This window comes from Pantoea sp. B270 (genome assembly GCF_018726825.1).
GTDB lineage: Bacteria > Pseudomonadota > Gammaproteobacteria > Enterobacterales > Enterobacteriaceae > Pantoea > Pantoea dispersa.
This window is the reverse complement of record NZ_JAHCSX010000001.1, coordinates 1,289,458-1,306,471: the sequence shown is the minus strand read 5'-3', so window position 1 is coordinate 1,306,471 and position 17,014 is coordinate 1,289,458. Positions and strand designations below refer to the sequence as shown.

The 17,014-nt window shown below is 51.4% G+C and carries 18 protein-coding genes; 12 read left to right on the top strand and 6 right to left on the bottom strand.

Features of this window, described 5'->3' with window-relative positions; genetic code table 11:
* Positions 1-84: 84 nt before the first annotated feature.
* Positions 85-954 (bottom strand): MurR/RpiR family transcriptional regulator, encoded by an 870-nt coding sequence (locus KOL70_RS06320; protein ID WP_215480386.1) that lies wholly within the window; start codon positions 952-954, stop codon positions 85-87.
* Positions 955-1,327: 373 nt separating this feature from the next.
* On the opposite strand from KOL70_RS06320, the gene zwf reads away from it, so the two are divergent.
* The 3 genes from zwf to KOL70_RS06305 all read left to right on the top strand — a co-directional run bounded on the left by zwf (position 1,328) and on the right by KOL70_RS06305 (position 4,236).
* Entirely contained in the window at positions 1,328-2,803 is a 1,476-nt protein-coding gene (zwf, locus tag KOL70_RS06315; RefSeq protein ID WP_021509979.1) for a glucose-6-phosphate dehydrogenase, read from the top strand.
* Positions 2,804-2,963: 160 nt separating this feature from the next.
* Positions 2,964-3,410 (top strand): hypothetical protein, encoded by a 447-nt coding sequence (locus tag KOL70_RS06310; RefSeq protein ID WP_104188970.1) that lies wholly within the window; start codon positions 2,964-2,966, stop codon positions 3,408-3,410.
* A gap of 178 nt (positions 3,411-3,588) precedes the next feature.
* Entirely contained in the window at positions 3,589-4,236 is a 648-nt protein-coding gene (locus KOL70_RS06305) for a bifunctional 4-hydroxy-2-oxoglutarate aldolase/2-dehydro-3-deoxy-phosphogluconate aldolase (RefSeq protein WP_215480385.1), read from the top strand.
* Positions 4,237-4,320: 84 nt separating this feature from the next.
* On the opposite strand, the gene purT is transcribed toward KOL70_RS06305, so the two are convergent.
* Positions 4,321-5,499, bottom strand: coding sequence for a formate-dependent phosphoribosylglycinamide formyltransferase (gene purT, locus KOL70_RS06300; protein WP_215480384.1), 1,179 nt, complete (start codon positions 5,497-5,499; stop codon positions 4,321-4,323).
* Between the two features lie 161 nt (positions 5,500-5,660).
* Between purT and KOL70_RS06295 the strand changes: the two genes are divergently transcribed.
* A complete protein-coding gene (locus tag KOL70_RS06295; RefSeq protein WP_215480383.1) occupies positions 5,661-6,302 on the top strand; it encodes a tellurite resistance TerB family protein in 642 nt (213 codons plus the stop codon).
* A gap of 119 nt (positions 6,303-6,421) precedes the next feature.
* Positions 6,422-8,485 carry a prolyl oligopeptidase family serine peptidase gene (locus tag KOL70_RS06290; RefSeq protein ID WP_215480382.1) on the top strand — a complete coding sequence of 688 codons (2,064 nt, stop codon included), beginning with the start codon at positions 6,422-6,424 and terminating at the stop codon, positions 8,483-8,485.
* Here KOL70_RS06290 and exoX read toward each other — a convergent pair.
* Both exoX and KOL70_RS06280 read right to left on the bottom strand, forming a co-directional pair.
* Complete coding sequence (exoX, locus tag KOL70_RS06285) at positions 8,479-9,147, bottom strand: exodeoxyribonuclease X (RefSeq protein ID WP_215480381.1); 669 nt, start codon at positions 9,145-9,147, stop codon at positions 8,479-8,481. The two genes, KOL70_RS06290 and exoX, sit on opposite strands and share 7 nt — an antisense overlap.
* Before the next feature lie 3 nt (positions 9,148-9,150).
* Positions 9,151-9,381 carry a DNA polymerase III subunit theta gene (locus KOL70_RS06280; protein WP_010616356.1) on the bottom strand — a complete coding sequence of 77 codons (231 nt, stop codon included), beginning with the start codon at positions 9,379-9,381 and terminating at the stop codon, positions 9,151-9,153.
* Between the two features lie 153 nt (positions 9,382-9,534).
* Here KOL70_RS06280 and copC point away from each other — a divergent pair, with 153 nt between their 5' ends.
* The 3 genes from copC to KOL70_RS06265 are packed head-to-tail and all read left to right on the top strand — an operon-like array spanning position 9,535 to position 11,167.
* Positions 9,535-9,912: a copper homeostasis periplasmic binding protein CopC gene (copC, locus tag KOL70_RS06275; RefSeq protein WP_215480380.1), complete on the top strand. Its 378-nt coding sequence runs from the start codon at positions 9,535-9,537 to the stop codon at positions 9,910-9,912.
* Positions 9,912-10,793 (top strand): copper homeostasis membrane protein CopD, encoded by an 882-nt coding sequence (gene copD, locus KOL70_RS06270; protein ID WP_215480379.1) that lies wholly within the window; start codon positions 9,912-9,914, stop codon positions 10,791-10,793. The genes copC and copD overlap by 1 nt, the downstream gene beginning before the upstream one ends.
* Positions 10,794-10,819: 26 nt before the next feature.
* Positions 10,820-11,167: a YebY family protein gene (locus KOL70_RS06265; RefSeq protein ID WP_031280196.1), complete on the top strand. Its 348-nt coding sequence runs from the start codon at positions 10,820-10,822 to the stop codon at positions 11,165-11,167.
* A 395-nt stretch (positions 11,168-11,562) separates the two neighbouring features.
* On the opposite strand, the gene KOL70_RS06260 is transcribed toward KOL70_RS06265, so the two are convergent.
* Positions 11,563-12,168 carry a hypothetical protein gene (locus tag KOL70_RS06260; RefSeq protein ID WP_215480378.1) on the bottom strand — a complete coding sequence of 202 codons (606 nt, stop codon included), beginning with the start codon at positions 12,166-12,168 and terminating at the stop codon, positions 11,563-11,565.
* Positions 12,169-12,794: 626 nt separating this feature from the next.
* On the opposite strand from KOL70_RS06260, the gene KOL70_RS06255 reads away from it, so the two are divergent.
* Together KOL70_RS06255 and KOL70_RS06250 are read left to right on the top strand one after the other, a co-directional pair.
* Positions 12,795-13,169 (top strand): DUF6232 family protein, encoded by a 375-nt coding sequence (locus tag KOL70_RS06255; protein ID WP_215480377.1) that lies wholly within the window; start codon positions 12,795-12,797, stop codon positions 13,167-13,169.
* Between the two features lie 50 nt (positions 13,170-13,219).
* On the top strand, positions 13,220-14,239 hold the full coding sequence (locus KOL70_RS06250) for a DUF4917 family protein (RefSeq protein ID WP_215480376.1): 1,020 nt from the start codon (positions 13,220-13,222) through the stop codon (positions 14,237-14,239).
* A 381-nt stretch (positions 14,240-14,620) separates the two neighbouring features.
* On the opposite strand, the gene KOL70_RS23785 is transcribed toward KOL70_RS06250, so the two are convergent.
* Positions 14,621-14,746, bottom strand: coding sequence for a hypothetical protein (locus tag KOL70_RS23785; protein ID WP_371824664.1), 126 nt, complete (start codon positions 14,744-14,746; stop codon positions 14,621-14,623).
* 743 nt (positions 14,747-15,489) lie between these two features.
* On the opposite strand from KOL70_RS23785, the gene KOL70_RS06240 reads away from it, so the two are divergent.
* Positions 15,490-15,825 (top strand): helix-turn-helix domain-containing protein, encoded by a 336-nt coding sequence (locus KOL70_RS06240; RefSeq protein WP_215480375.1) that lies wholly within the window; start codon positions 15,490-15,492, stop codon positions 15,823-15,825.
* 49 nt (positions 15,826-15,874) lie between these two features.
* On the top strand, positions 15,875-17,014 hold the full coding sequence (locus KOL70_RS06235; RefSeq protein WP_215480374.1) for a hypothetical protein: 1,140 nt from the start codon (positions 15,875-15,877) through the stop codon (positions 17,012-17,014).

The window sequence follows — 17,014 nt, the reverse complement described above, 5'->3', positions numbered from 1 at the left end:
CGTGTCGATCACAAGTGACACGCAATGGTCACTCATTCTATATGATCGAGGGGCTGTGATTCGACTCACATTGTGAATGTGATGTTAATTATTTTGCTGTGCACGTGATTCCGGTGCCGGCTTTTCGAGGCGCGATGCTTTTAGTGCCTCTTTTACCCGTTTGAGATTCTCGCGGAAAGCTGTACCGCGCTCCAGGGTAAAACCGGTTGCCAGCACGTCAACCACGGTGAGCTGCGCCAGGCGGGAAACCATCGGCAGATAGATGTCGGTATCTTCCGGTACATCCAGCGTCAGCGGCAGCGTGGCTTCATCTGCCAGCGGCGATCCGGGCGAGGTGATAGCCAGCACGGTGGAAGCGTTTACACGCGCCAGGCGAGCCAGTTCTATCATATTTTTGGTGCGGCCAGTATGCGATATCAGAACAAACACGTCATTTGGTCCACTATTTATGCAACTCATGCGCTGGATCACAATATCCTCAGACCAGATGACCGGCAGATTAAAACGCAGAAATTTATTGGTGGCATCATGCGCCACCACCGCCGAGGCGCCCAGACCAAAAAAGGCCACTTTATGCGCCTGCGATAATGCCTGTACCGCCTGAGCCACCACCTGCATATCCAGTTGCTGACGCACGCGGCTGAGTCCCGCCAGCGCGGAATCAAAAATCTTGTGACTGTAGCGTTCTACGCTGTCATTTTCTTCGACATCGCGACTAACCCAGCTCGGCCCTTTGGCCAGACTCTGTGCCAGCTGCAGCTTGAAATCGGGAAAGCCGCGCGTGCCCATGCGGTGACAGAAGCGGTTCACCGTCGGTTCGCTGACCTGCGCCGCCTGTGCCAGCGTGGCAATGCTCGAGTGCATCGCCTGCTGCGGCGCGGCCAGAATCTGTTCTGCCACTTTGCGTTCTGATTTGCTCAGCGCGGCCAGCTGCGCCTGTATTTGATCCAGCATGTTGTTAACCCGATGACCATCAATCACTTTTTTGCGTTCACCCGTGCGTGAAATCGCTGCCAATTATGCGGAATATATCGTGTAATAGCCTGACGTACGCAGCGGCGGACAAATGTAACCGCGCTTTTTTTGTCATACTTTGATCGCTGCCGGGTTTTCGCCCGACAAACATCGAAACAGAAAAAGGCGCGTTAGCGCACTTCGCAACACGTTAAATGCGCCCCGGCGGTGCAGGATAATCACCTGTAACCGACCGCAGCCGGGTTGTCCTGGCGCGGTGAAAAAAGTACATTGTGCTGTAAGAAAATTACAATAAGGACCCGGCAGGATGAGGACGCTCAGGCCGGGTATATCCTGCAACGAGGAGAGGAAAATGGCGGTAACACAAACAGCCCAGGCATGCGATCTGGTGATTTTCGGTGCCAAAGGCGATCTTGCACGCCGGAAACTGTTGCCTTCACTGTATCAGCTGGAGAAAGCCGGTCAGATTCACGATACCACGCGCATTATTGGCGTGGGTCGCGCGGAGTGGGACAAAGAGGCCTACACCAAAGTGGTGCGTGAAGCGCTGGAAACCTTCATGAAGGAGAAGATTGACGAAGCGCTGTGGGACAAACTCAGCGGCCGTCTCGACTTCTGCAACCTCGACGTTAACGACACCTCGCACTTCTCGAAACTGGGCAAGATGCTGGATCAGAAAAACCGCGTCACCATCAACTACTTTGCCATGCCGCCGAGCACCTTTGGCGCCATCTGTGAAGGCCTGGGCGCCGCTAAACTCAACGCCAAACCGGCACGCGTGGTGATGGAGAAGCCGCTTGGTACCTCGCTGGAGACCTCGCAGGAGATCAACGACAGCGTCGGTAAATTCTTCGATGAAAGTCAGGTGTTCCGTATCGACCATTATCTTGGTAAAGAGACGGTGCTCAACCTGCTGGCGCTGCGTTTTGCCAACTCGATTTTCGTCAATAACTGGGACAACCGCACCATCGACCACGTGCAGATTACCGTGGCGGAAGAGGTAGGTATCGAAGGCCGCTGGGGTTACTTCGACAAAGCCGGCCAGATGCGTGACATGATCCAGAACCACCTGCTGCAGATCCTGACCATGATCGCCATGTCGCCGCCGTCCGATCTCAGTGCTGACGCGATTCGTGATGAGAAGGTGAAAGTGCTGCGCTCGCTGCGCCGCATTGACCAGACCAACGTGCGCGAGAAAACCGTACGCGGTCAGTACACTGCCGGTTTTGTGCAGGGCAAAAAAGTGCCGGGCTACCTGGAAGAAGAGGGGGCTAACAAGCAGAGCAGCACCGAAACCTTCGTCGCCATCCGCGTGGATATCGATAACTGGCGCTGGGCGGGCGTGCCTTTCTACCTGCGCACCGGTAAGCGTCTGCCGACCAAGTGCTCAGAAGTGGTGGTGTACTTCAAAAACCCGGAAATGAACCTGTTTAAGGACTCTTACGCCGAACTGCCGCAGAACAAGCTGACGATTCGTCTGCAGCCGGACGAGGGCGTGGATATTGAGATCCTCAACAAGGTGCCGGGTCTCGATCACAAGCATAAGCTGCAGACCACCAAGCTGGATCTGAGCTACTCCGAAACCTTCAATCAGTCGCATCTGGCGGATGCCTATGAGCGTCTGTTGCTGGAAACCATGCGCGGCATTCAGGCACTGTTTGTGCGCCGCGATGAAGTTGAAGCGGCGTGGACCTATGTCGATTCAATTATTGAAGCGTGGAATGCGGATGGCGACGCCTCCAAACCGTATCAGGCCGGCACTTGGGGACCGGTCGCCTCGGTGGCGATGATCACCCGCGACGGCCGCTCGTGGAACGAGTTTGAATAACCACCACTGCATCGCTGACTGAGAAGTTTATATTTACGCCCCTGCGCTGTTCGCCAGGGGCGTTTTGTTTTCAGTCAGCAGGGTTTATCCTGGTTGCCATTAATGGCAACCCTACAGAATGGTGCGCAATGATGCGCAAATGATAATGCTAAGGAAACGTATGGAAACGCTATTGCGCAATAAATGGAGTTCTGTCGGTATGCTGCTGGGGGCCATAGCATTCATGCTGGTTGCAGTTCACTTTACATTCGGCCCGTTCCAACATCGTCCCTCAATTGAGCAGGTGGTAGCAGAACAGGTTGCCGCAGTGAAGAAAGGTGTTCTTGCCGGACTAAAAGGGGAGAACGTGCAAAGTTCTACATCGAAAGCCAGCAAGATGGACATCGATGGGCTGCTTACCATTACGGATGTCGTGCTGGCGGCTATTGCCCTGCTGCTGGCCGCGTTTGGTGGTATGCGCAAAGAGAGCCGCTGGAGTATTTACGGCGCGCTGTTTTTCGCAGGTGCCACTCTGACGTTCCATGCCATCGTGGCTGGTATGGCTCTGGTCAGTGCACTGGTGTTTTTATTAATTGTTTTAGCGGTTGTCTCACTGGTGCTGGGTTAAAACTGCAGACGCAGGCATCAGGCTCAACTTGCGAGCGGATACAGGTCATGACCAAAATGAACCGCGGTTTCAAAAATTGATGATATCCAATAGACGTCCGTCCGGCCGATCTTGTATGGTAGGGCTCTCTTTCTGACAGCCGGACCGCGCGTCGGGTTGTCTCTCCTGAGGAAACGTAATGAAGAACTGGAAAACGAGTGCGGAACAGATCCTGACTACCGGCCCGGTTGTGCCGGTGATTGTCATCAACAAGCTGGAACATGCGGTGCCGATGGCCAAAGCGCTGGTCGCAGGTGGCGTACGCGTGCTGGAAGTGACGCTGCGCACGCCGGTAGCAATGGATGCGCTGCGGGCAATGATCAAAGAAGTTCCGGAAGCGATTGTGGGTGCCGGCACGGTGATCAATACCCAGCAGCTGAAAGAAGTGACCGACGCCGGTGCGCAGTTTGTCATTAGCCCGGGGCTCACCGAACCGCTGCTCAAGGCGGCGGTGGAAGGCCCGGTGCCGCTGATTCCAGGCATCAGCACCGTGTCAGAACTGATGGTCGGCATGGATTATGGTTTGCGCGAGTTCAAGTTCTTCCCGGCAGAGGCTAACGGTGGCGTCAAAGCGCTGGCGGCGATTGGTGGTCCATTCCCGCAGGTGCGTTTCTGCCCAACCGGCGGCATTTCACCGGCCAACTATCGTGACTATCTGACGCTGAAAAGCGTGCTGTGTATTGGCGGTTCGTGGCTGGTGCCAAACGATGCGCTGGAGAGCGGCGACTGGGATCGCATTACGCAGCTGGCGCGTGAGGCAGTGACAGGTGCGGCTTCACCCCGCTGATCGCGAATAGCGCTGCCGCGTAACTGCAACGCGGCAGCGGTCAATTTTTCGGGTGGTGATGGCGCTGCGTCACCACCCGGGCTATCAGCCCTGAACCTGCACGGCTGCGGCGCTGGCAATGGCGCGAGCCACGGCATCATCGGTGCTGTCACCGGTCGCCAGCGCGACACCCAGACGGCGCTGCCCCGCGATTTCCGGCTTACCAAACAGGCGCAGCTGCAAACCGGCGCCAAGTGCGGCTTCCACATTCACAAACTGCACGTTGTGGCTATCGAGCTGTGGCAGGATCACCGCCGACGCTGCCGGTCCATACTGGCGAATGCCGCCAATCGGCAGGCCGAGGAAGGCGCGCACGTGCAGCGCGAACTCAGAGAGATCCTGCGAAATCAGCGTCACCATACCGGTATCGTGCGGACGCGGAGAGACTTCGCTGAACACCACCTCGTCGCCGCACACAAACAGCTCCACGCCAAACAGGCCGTAACCGCTGAGCGCTTTCACCACGTTAGCGGCGATGTCCTGCGCGCGCTGCAGGGCCAGTTCGCTCATCTGCTGTGGCTGCCAGGATTCACGATAATCACCGTCTTCCTGACGATGACCAATTGGCGCGCAGAAATGGATGCCGTCCACCGCGCTGATGGTCAGCAGGGTGATTTCAAAATCGAACTTCACGACGCCCTCGACGATCACCCGGCCCGCGCCCGCGCGTCCGCCTTGCTGCGCATAATCCCAGGCGTGATCCAGCTGGCTGGCTTCGCGAATGAAGCTCTGGCCTTTACCGGAGGAGCTCATTACCGGTTTTACGATGCAGGGGAAACCGATCTCGTGCGCGGCCGCGACGAAACGCGCTTTGCTATCCGCAAACTGGTAGGTTGAGGTCGGTAACGCCAGCTCTTCTGCCGCCAGACGGCGAATGCCTTCGCGGTTCATGGTCAGACGCGCAGCACGGGCCGTCGGCACCACTTTTTGCCCCTGCGCTTCCAGCTCCAGCAGTTTTTCGGTGGCGATGGCTTCAATTTCCGGCACCACAAAGTGGGGCTGCTCCTGCGCAATCAGCGCCGCCAGTGCGTCACCGTCCAGCATGTTAATGACGTGGCTGCGATGCGCAACGTGCATCGCCGGGGCATCGGCATAGCGATCGACGGCGATCACTTCCACCCCGAGACGCTGACACTCCAGCGCCACCTCTTTGCCCAATTCACCTGAACCTAACAGCATGACACGCGTTGCGGCAGGTCGCAGCGCGGTTCCGAGAGTCGTCATAATTTCACCTTAGCAGTCAAAATGCGCGCGCAGTATAAACGAAAACGTTTGCGTACTCACGCATTGCGCACGTCCGGCTTTGCCATACTTTGCCGGCTCTGACGTTAACTGACACAGCGTGCGGCAGCATAGTGAGCGGAAACTTAAACAGAAGTTAAACGATGAGTAACTGGCTGCAGCAAATTCAATCGGTTCTGGCAAAGAAGGGCGGTGACGGCAAATCAGGCGGCCTGAGCGATATGCTGGCACCCGGCGCGCTGGGTGGCCTGGCGGGTTTACTGGTTGCCAGCAAATCGTCGCGCAAGCTGTTAACCAAATACGGCGGCACCGCGCTGCTGGTCGGCGGCGGGGCGGCGGCAGGCGCGGTGCTGTGGAATAAATACAAGCAGCGCGTGCGGGAAACCCATCAGGATGAGCCTGCGTTTGGCCAGTTGCAGACGCCGCTCGACCAGCGCGCGGAGCGACTGGTAACCGCGCTGGTGTTTGCTGCGAAAAGCGACGGGCACATTGACGATCTCGAGCGCACGGCCATCGAACAGAATATCCATCAGGCCGGTTACGGTGCGCAGGCGGAAGCGCTGATTCAGCAGGCAATGAACCGTCCGCTCGATCCGCAATGGCTGGCCGCCGACGTGAAAAACGAAGAGGAAGCGCTGGAACTCTATTTCCTTAGCTGTGCGGCGATCGATGTCGATCATTTCATGGAGCGCAGCTACCTCTCCGCGCTCGGCGATGCGCTAAAAATTCCTCAGGACGTGCGCGACGGTATTCAGCGCGACATCGCGGCGGAAAAAGCGGCCTGAGTCACGCCGGAGGCGGTTGCGGCGGCCTCCGGTTACACTTCGCGTGCGTTTCCGGCTTGGCTTCCTCTGCCAGAAGTGCCACGCTTGCAGGATGTCGTCTTTCAGGGAGAAACTCTGTAATGAATCAGCCGCAAGCGAAAAAAATCCCCCACCACATGACGTTACACGGCGAAACGCGTACCGATAACTATTTCTGGCTGCGTGATGATGACCGGCAAAACCCCGAGGTACTGGCTTATCTGGAGGCGGAAAACCGCTACGGTAAAGCGATGATGGCCTCGCAGGATGCGTTGCAGGATCGGGTACTGAAAGAGATCATCGATCGGCTGCCGGCGCAGGATCATTCGGTACCGTACGTTAAACGCGGCTACCGCTATCAAAGCCGTTACGAAGCCGGCAATGAGTATGCGGCCTATTTCCGCCAGCCGGTGGATGCGCCCGCCGACCAGCCGTGGCAGCTGCTACTGGATGGCAACCAGCGCGCCGCGCACAGTGACTTTTACACCATGGGCACGCTGGATATCAGCCCGGATAACCAGGTGATGGCGCTGGCGGAAGATTTTTTATCGCGCCGCCAGTACGGCATCCGCTTTCGTAATCTCAACAGCGGCAGCTGGTATCCGGAGGTGCTGCGCGACGCGTCCTCCAGCGTGGCATGGGCCAACGACTCACGCACCCTCTACTACGTACGCAAGCATCCGAAAACGCTGCTGGCTTATCAGGTGTGGCGTCACGAACTGGGGCATCCGCAGTCGGAAGATCAGCTGGTGTATGAAGAGCAGGATGAGTCTTTCCACCTTAGCGTGCATAAAACCACCTCGGAACACTTCATCCTGATCGCGCTGTTCAGCACCACCACCAGTGAAATTCTGCTGATTGACGCGGAATATCCGGACGCACAGCCGCAGGTGTTTTGTCCGCGGCGGCGCGATCATGAATACAGCATCGATCACTACAATCACCAGTTCTTCATTCGCTCCAACCGCGACGGCAAAAATTTCGGCCTGTACCGCAGCGCGTGGCTGGCTGAAGTTCGCTGGCAAACCCTGATTCCGCCACGCGACCACGTGGTGATGGAAGATTTTCAGCTGTTTCGTAACTGGCTGGTGGTTGAAGAGCGTCAGCGCGGGGTAAATACCCTGCGCCAGATTAACTGGGCCAGCGGCGAGATTTACGGTATTGCCTTTGACGATCCGGCCTACGTCACCTGGCTGGCCTACAACCCCACGCCGGAAAGTGACACGCTGCGCTACGGCTACTCGTCGATGACGACGCCGACCACGCTGTTCGAACTGAACATGGAGACCGGCGAGCGGCGCATTCTCAAGCAAACCCCGGTGCCGGGCTTTGACTCTGCCGACTACAAAAGTGAACACCTGTGGATCACGGTGCGCGACGGTACGGAAGTGCCGGTCTCACTGGTTTATCACCGCAAACACTTTCAGCGCGGCGCCAATCCGCTGCTGGCGTACGGCTACGGCGCGTATGGCAGCAGCATGGAGGCCAGTTTTGGCACCAGCCGCATCAGTTTGCTGGAGCGCGGTTTCATCTACGCGATTATCCACGTGCGCGGCGGCGGCGAGCTGGGCCAGCAGTGGTATGACGATGGCCGGCTGCAACATAAAATGAACAGCTTCACCGACTTCATTGATGTGACTGAAGCGCTGGTGGCGAAAGGCTACGGCAACCCGCAGCAGCTGTACGCCATGGGCGGCAGTGCCGGAGGCTTACTAATGGGCGGCGTGCTGAATATGGCACCGCAGCTGTTTCACGGCGTGATCGCTCAGGTGCCGTTTGTCGATGTGGTCACGACCATGCTCGATCCGTCGATTCCGCTGACCACCGGTGAATATGATGAGTGGGGCAATCCGGAGCAGGCGGAATTCTATCGCTACATCCGCCAGTACAGCCCGTATGACAACGTGACGGCGCAGGCGTATCCGCACCTGCTGGTAACCACCGGGCTGCACGATTCGCAGGTACAGTACTGGGAGCCGGCGAAGTGGGTGGCAAAGCTGCGTGAGCTGCGCACCAACGATGCGCTGCTGTTACTCTGCACCGATATGGATTCCGGCCACGGCGGCAAATCAGGACGTTATAAATCCTATGAAGGCGTGGCGCAGGAGTTCACTTTCCTGATCGCCCTGGCGCAGGGCTCGCTGCCGCCGCGCAGCGATTACTGAGTGTCCTTAACGTATTTGCGCAGCGTCTGCCGCAGCGGCGCGCGCAAATCACGTACGTTTTCCAGTACCCAGCGCAGATAGCCCGGATCTTTACGCGCGATGCTGCCGATGCTCTGACCACGATATTTACCAAACGGGAACACTTCGTCGCTGACCGGCGCCGGCTGGCAGCGACTCACCATCTCGCTGGCGCTCCAGCCGGAGGTTTCCATAATGCGGATCAGTAGCGCGGCGGTGACGTAGCAATCGTACAGCGCGCGGTGCGCGTGCAGATCATCCGGCGGCGACACCTCAAGTTTCAGGCTGTGGCGCAGCGCCTGATTACCGTATTTAATGCCCGGCCACAGCTGGCGTGCCAGCGTCATGGTGCAGATCCATTCGCCCGGCATCGTCGGCAGCATGCGCCGGTCAAAGCTGGCGTTATGCGCCACATAGTGCGGGCTACCGTGATAGCGGCCAATCGCCTCTTCGATGGTCGGCTTGCCCACCACCATGGCTTCAGTGATGCGGTGCACCGCCATCGCCTGACGACTGATGGGCCGATCCGGGCAGATCAGATCGCTCATCGGATTGACGATCTGGCGGTCAATGACATCCACTGACGCCACTTCCACCACGCCGCCCTGCAGGCCACAGGTTTCCGTATCGATTACGCGTAACATAAATTATTTCTGCTTAGGTTCGTAGGGCAGGCGGGAGAGGCTAAGCGATGCCTGGCGATAGGCCATCAGGCGCTGACGGAACCAGTCGCGCAGCGCTTCCGGCTGCTCGCGCTCCACCATCTCGGCAATCACCGGCATGTTGTAGCGCTCTTTAAACGCCACGCCAGCGGCGGCGAGATCGACGTTAACTTTGTCTTTCTCTTCCTGCGACAGCAGGGCAAGGTTTTGGCTCATGCTTTTCTCCTGATAAACAGGGGCAAAAATAATGGTTTCGCCCTGCTGGATCAAGGGAATTGGATCGCACCGCAAGTCTCGACAGCCTAAAAGCAGCGGCGTATCCTGCTGCCACATTTGCGGCGCAGTGCCGCAGTTAAAAGGGAAGACGTGATGATGAAAACTGCATCCAGGCGCGTTATCGCGCTACTGCTGGCGGGCGCGACGCTGGGCTTCAGCCAGCTGGCTATGGCACATGCCCACCTCAAAGCCCCGGTGCCGGCGGATAACGCCGTGGTGGAGCGCGCGCCGCAGCAACTCACCCTGACATTTACCGAAGATATTGAACCGGCATTCAGCGGCGTTGAAATGACCAACGCGCAGCAGCAGCCGGTGGCGCTGGAGAAAGCCCAGCTGAATCCGCAGCAGCACGATCAGTTGATTGTGCCGATCGCCCAGCCGCTGGCGTCGGGTCATTATCAGGTCAACTGGCACGTGCTGTCAGTGGACGGCCACAAAACCAAAGGTAGCTACAGTTTCAGCGTGAAGTAATGAGTCTTAGCGCGTTCTGGATCGGCCTGCGGGCGCTGCATTTTCTGGCGCTGTTTCTGCTGACCGGCAGTGCATTTTATACCGCGCTGCTGGCGCCGGCGCGCTACCGACCGGTGCTGGCACAGCGCTGGCGATGGCTGATGGGATACAGCGCCGTGCTGAGTTTACTCAGTGCGCTGTTGATGCTGGCTACGCAGACCGGGCTGATGAGCGGCGACTGGCGCAGTATCGCCAGCATCGACGTCTGGCTGGCGGTGCTGGGCACGCGCTTCGGCGCGGTGTGGCGCTGGGTTATCCTGTTTGCCCTGCTCAGCACGCTGGCGCTGCGCCTGCGTGGTAATTTGCGCCAGCAGGCGTTACTGGTGAGCGCGCTGTTGCAGCTGGTGGCGCTGGCGGGCGTCGGCCATGCGGCGATGCGCGACGGCATGGCGGGACTGCTGCAGCAGGGGAATCATGCGCTGCACCTGATCGCGGCCGCCTTCTGGGCCGGTGGTCTGCTGCCGCTGCTGCTATTAATGCGCGAGGCGCGTAACATTGCCTGGCGCACCGATGCCATTCGCAGCATGATGCGCTTTTCACGCTATGGTCATCTGGCCGTGGCGCTGGCGATTGTTACCGGCACGGTCAACAGCCTGCTGATTGCCGGTACGCCGCTCAACTGGGCCGCCACGCTGTGGAGCGAGCTGCTGGTGAGCAAAGCGTTGCTGGTGGCACTGATGGTGCTGATTGCGCTGCTTAATCGCTATCTGCTGGTGCCGCGTTTCCGCCTGGCCGCCAGCCGGGCACCGAAACTTTTTATCCGTCTGACGCAGCTCGAGCTGCTGCTGGCGTTGATTGTTATCGGGCTGGTGAGCGTGTTTGCTACGCTGTCGCCGGCCTGAATCTTAAAAGATGAGATGAGGTCGAGATTTTGCTGAAGAAACTGATTCCAGCTGGGTTACTGATGGCGTTGTGCAGCCAGGCGTTCGCCGGGCAGATTATCACCGTCAGTCGTTTTGAAATTGGCAAAGATAAGTGGCCGTTCACCCGCGAAGAGGTGATGCTGACCTGCGAGAAAGATGGCGCGCTGTTTGCCATCAACCCCAGCACGCTGCTGCAGTATCCGCTTAATGATAAAGCGCTGGCGCGCGGCAATGCCGGGCAGGGCACATTGCAGTCCATCGATACCATCCTTGCCGCCGATAAAGCGCATCCGGGACAAAAGATGAGCCTGCAGCCGATCGTCGATCGCGCCCAGCAGCTGTGCGGTAAATAATCCCTGCATTTTCAGGCGTAGCGCACATTTTTGCCGCTGCGCCTGCCAGCCGTTAGTGCCAGCCCGATCACAGAGTTGGCAGCTTTTGCCTGCGGCGTTGTCCACTGGCTGGAAAATCACCAATGCTGGTCTACCTTTAAAAGGCAAGGCGTCCTCGCCTGCAAAAATGCCAACTTTTAGCGCACGGCTCTCAACGAGCCATTTCCCTGGACCCGATACAGGAATCGTATTGGGTCTTTTTTTGTCTGCCGTTTGTCATCAATAAATTATCATAAGATCAATTAGTTACTACGCATTCTTAATCTTCTCTATCACCCTGCTAGAATGTCTGCCATGATTTTGACGCCACTCAGCGGACCATAAATCAGAAGTGCAACTACATGGCATCCAATCCATTAGAATGTATGCTCAGAACAGCTTCGTGTGAAAATGACTCTTCTTTCATAGGCATCAATTTGGGTTAACACTACATGACAATTTAAAGTTCCGATCGCATAGTTAACAGCCTGTCCAATATCAAGGTTAATGCCTTTTTCCTGGAAAGTTCCCGTTATCCACGATGGGTAAATCGATGTTACTGATAGGTAAGTTGTGTTATTTACTAATGGAAAGCTCTGCGAAAGCCCTATTGAAAAATTATCATTCTTCATTGCCAAAGTATTCAAAGCATTAGTGGCAGATGTTAGCCTACTAATGGCATCATTCAATTGTAGTTGCAGTTTTTTATTCTTAGATTCAAAATTCTCTGTGCTTTTTTTGTACTTATCCAGTTGGTTCCTTTCATCTATATCCAATGATAGCTGAGAGGAAAGCGTATTCATTTTTTTTAGAGTGCTTGGTAACTCCCATTTTTCTGACGTCTGGTAGGCTTCAAGCTGCTCTTTCAATTTACTTACTCTTGACTCTTGAATTGCCCATGCACCGCCTCCAACTGCACATAAAAGAGGCAGCATGACAAAAAAATTTATGGTTGGCTTACTTGCCTTTGGTTCAGATTGCATAGGGGTATATCTCATAGTGTTTTTATTATTTTACTCAAGGTGAGTTGAATAAACACACTATTTTTCTCCATCCTGTACTGTATAAAATTGACATAAGTAAAATTAGCCGGTTTCAGTTTTACCCTCTTGCATTGACCGATACTGGACGTACGAAAGCAGGCTCGCAAGTTCTAACTGCATGGTATAACGGCGACTATTGAGATTGTGCGGTACCTTGCTGAGCAGCCACTGCTTCGCGTCGATCACTGACTTAAAGCCATGAACCTTAACCAGTGTTTCAGGTTAAGGTAGAGCGTCGCATTGCCAACGTGAACGAGAATTCAGCTACATCTCGCTACATCTTTCCCACAAGGCTTTAACGGCGCGCATTGCGGCTGCTTCGCTGGAATACATCGTCGTCAGCATACACACATGATCTTCGCTACATGCCAGAAGGCGCAGGGTTTCGGAGTGGTGTTCGTTCATAGCAAGATAATGCTTCAAACATCAAGCCTTGCAAAAATGATGCTGTTTATTGATCTGTAACAGGACAAACAGAGGGCAAAAATAGCTTATATTTATTGATTGATTAAAAGTAAAGATTTGTTAATGTGTGTGGGCAATACTACTTATCTTGTGAGGGAATCATGGAAGAAGTTGAGTTTTTCAACGATGGTAACGTTAGCGTCACAAGCGCACGATTTCGTGTTGGTGCAAGCACCTATGCAATGCAGGGCGTCACATCGGTTAAGCGTGCAAAAAAAGATGCTAATAAATTACCAGCAATTTTAATGATTTTTATTGGTGTATTAATGACTTTTGGTGCTGACCAAACTGGTACGAAAATTTTAGGCGGTGTATTAATTATCGCTGGAATTATTGTATTCCGTAAAATGAAGGCTGAATACAGCGTTTATTTAAATAGCTCATCAGGTGAAAGTCAGGCATTGAAAAGTAAAGATGTATCGTATATTGATCAGGTTATAGATGCTTTAAATAAATCAATTGTCCATAGAGGTTAAGATATTTAAGGAGCCCTGGCTCCTTAAATAATTGTAGGAAGGGGGTTGCCATGGATTTAATGAGTTTTAGTGAGGCATTAAAAAAGGCGGGAAGTCAGAAGAAAAAACACATTCTTTTGGGTAACGGTTTTAGTATAGCTTGCAAGCCAGATATATTTATTTATGGCCGTTTATTTGCAAAGGCAAGGTTTGATAAACTTTCTCCCGCTACGAAAAAAGTTTTTGATATAATGGGGACTGAGGACTTTGAAAAAATAATTAAGGTATTGAGAGATTCAAGCGATGTACTTCAAGCATATGACGATGCTAATATAAGTATAGTAGAACAGTTATTAGATGATTCTGAAGCTCTTAAAGATCTACTTGTTGAAACACTGGCTGCAAGCCATCCGTTACATCCCGGAGAAGTCAGTGAATTGCAATATCAGTCTTGCAGGCTATTTCTCAATAATTTCGAACACATCTATACTCTTAATTATGATTTGCTCCTTTACTGGACATGCATGCATTGCGAAGAAGGTCAAAGTCCAACAAGTGATGATGGTTTTAGAAAACCTGCAGACAATTATGATGCTGATTATGTTACTTGGGAACCGAATAATGCTCATGGGCAGAGTCTTTTCTTTCTACACGGTGCGCTACATCTTTTTGATGCTGGTTATGAGTTAAGAAAGTTCACATGGGTCAATACCAAGGTAAGACTCATTGAGCAGATTCGTAATGCAATGAGTAAAGATCTTTACCCTGTTTTTGTTTCTGAAGGAACATCCAAAGAAAAAATTGAGAAAATTAGACACAACGACTACCTTGCTAAAGCTTATAGAAGCTTCAGTGCGATAACAGGAGCCTTGTTCATTTATGGGCATTCTTTAGCAGAAAATGATGAGCATTTTCTTACTGTAATTGAAAATGGAAGAATAAGACAGCTTTATATTGGTATATTTGGGAATCCTAATTCAAATGATAATAAGAGGATAATTAGGCGTGCCAATAAAATGGCATTAACTCGGAAAAAACAAACCTTGGAGGTTTACTTTTATGATGTGTCGTCAGCGAATGTCTGGGGATAAGCCCGATGTATTTGCTCTAAAGCTTGCATTTTTTATTAGAACTTATTGTTTTGATCAATCGTGGATACTCCCTAAAGAAGCAAACATTATATTGTATATCTTTGGCTGCATAAGGTGGTTTGTCTCTAAATCCGTCTTGATGCACTCGCCATAAGAAAAAATTTGGATGGGTTTTGGTGTTTAAACCTTACTGTTATTGAGATTATTAATAGATTTCAACTCACTCTGGATGATGCACCGATACCGCTTATAGCATCGGCGATTGAGGGCAAGGCCGGATTAGCCTCTGCACGCGTCAGTGCTGACATTGCGGCCAGCGTTGAGTAGTGAATACCTCTTGAGCTTTTGCAGAAGATCACGTTTGTTGCCGGCTGTCATTAGCTATATATAGGTAGCACCTGCTAACAACTGGCCAACTTCCGCAGTATCCTTAATGGTAAATAAAGATAATTTTTTCATTGGCACTGCTTTTATTGGCGCACAATGCAGCCATTGGATTTGCGCCAGAAGACCATCAATGAGCGTTAAATTTTCAGTGAAATCAGTAAGAGTAAGTACCTCAAAACGGTTATTTTTTTGCGGCTAGACTGTATTAAACGTATAACGTAGCGTTTAGGCACGGATAACGTATTCTTTTGCAATGTTTTTTCTGTTATGAATCAACGCTAATTTACGGAGTTCATCGTTGTAATAGGCATGGTTAAAATCTAGCAATAAACATGCTGGATCTCTCTTAATTTGCAGAATCCAGTTGTGGTTTGATCAGCAGCATTTAATTGTATGCTGGCTATTCTTCTCAAGCTATACAGCAACATTGATAAGCGGATTGCAATGTTTGGTCAAGGTAGTTTTAACCGCTTAGCATTCTTATGATTGATGCGCTTATGTACGTGGTAGTTTTGTGTAGGTTAAAAGGGGAGTGAAGTTGAGTAACACAACCCCATTAGCAATTCAATTTTGCACAGTTTAGGGCCGGTGCGTTTTGCTGCAGCTAAGTCCTGCTTAGGCATTGTTAGAAGGGGCTTAGTTCACTGCTTGGCTGATAGCTGGTATTAAAATCACTGCGAGGTAGACAATGAAGTCTTGCAATTGCACTAATTCAAACTCGGCCTAATTGTTTGCATTTTCAGTATACATAACGCAATATCTCCTGTTGTTATATGTATTCTATGGTGTTGCAAGTGATCGATAAACACTCTAAACAACATTTAGTTACTTTCAACATAATGTAGCATTTATTGGTAAAAATAATGCGCTTTGAAAATGCAGTTGCGAGCGGTGATTTTGAGCGAATCCTCACATCATATGGCTTTACCATGCTGAAAGAATCAAGCGAAAAGCGGAAGATTGGTAAGAGCAAAGTTGCCAGCTGGGTCGTACGTGGTCAGGTCCCGAATAATGTGATTTTACAATACTTTGTTGACACTGGCGCTAGTATAAATTGGCTAGTAGCTGGTGAATATGAAAAAGTAAACTCAATATGCAAACTGTTCAACCTTAGCGTTAAGCCTGTTGGTTTAGACTGTAATACCGATGAAGTTAGAAGGACTGGTAAGATTCTACTAACTAAGAATCATCATAAATAGTTAAATTATTGATAGTTTAGAGTATTCTTATTGATAAAAAGGATTAAGTATGTCATTTGAAGTGATTGGTACAACAATAGATTTGAAAAGTGGCACTCATGTCATTTATTGCCAGGCATCTTTAGATAAATATTTGGATATTGTTGGTGAAGACTTTGGTGAGTTTTCTTTGCAACGAAAAAGAGAGTCTCACAAAGCTTATAAAAGACTTAGAGAAGATATCGTTGGGGGGGCATTACTTCCATCAATAACCCTGTCTGTTAAGCATCATCTCGTAGAGGATATAATTTGTCATATTGATGATAATAAGGCTTTGACAGATCTTCTTTCTAGGGATGATGTGGTTGATATCTTGGATGGGCTGCAGAGAACTTATATTATAAGTGATTTGAAAAGAAATGGTGTGGTCTTTAAAGAAGGTCAAAAATTACTGTTAGAATATTGGTTAGAACCAGATCTTAGCAAATTGATTTATCGAATGATAGTCCTTAATTCAGGTCAAAAAGCCATGTCTATGAGACATCAGATCGAACTTCTTTTCCTATCGTTGCAAGAAACCATATCCTCAAGGCTGGAAGGTATTGAAATAATAAAAGAAAAAGATTCAAAGCGTAGAACGCAAGTTAAAAAGTATCATCTCAGTTCTATTGTTGCATCTTATAATGCTTTTATTACCGCGTCCCATGAAACAGATAAAGAAAATTTAGTAGCGCAGAAGTTAATTGATGATGGTGCATTTGACTCATCAGAGGATGAGCTAACGGCGCAATTTGAAGATTATATGTTTTATCTTGGTATCTTTATTAAGCTTGATGAAATGTGCTGGAACCTTTACACCGCAAATCAACTAGACGAAAATGGTGAAGAAATCGATTTAGGAGATTCGCAAAACTGGCTTGGCTCAGAAAATGTGATAGTATCTATTTTTAGTGCAATAGCTCAATTTTTGAAAACTGAAAAAAAAGCTAGGGTAGATGAAGCATTTGATAAACTGTTCAAAATCATTGAAGCGGGGGAGCAGGATCCTCTGGGATTAAATGTGTTCAATCAGGTTAAAATTGGTTTGATTTACAAAAAAGCAAATATGGGATTTGTTACTAGGAAACTTATTCATACTGGATTTAAAGAATATTTTAGAGATTGTGGTGATACATCTCTCGCTGACTGTTGGCCACAAGCGGCGGAATAA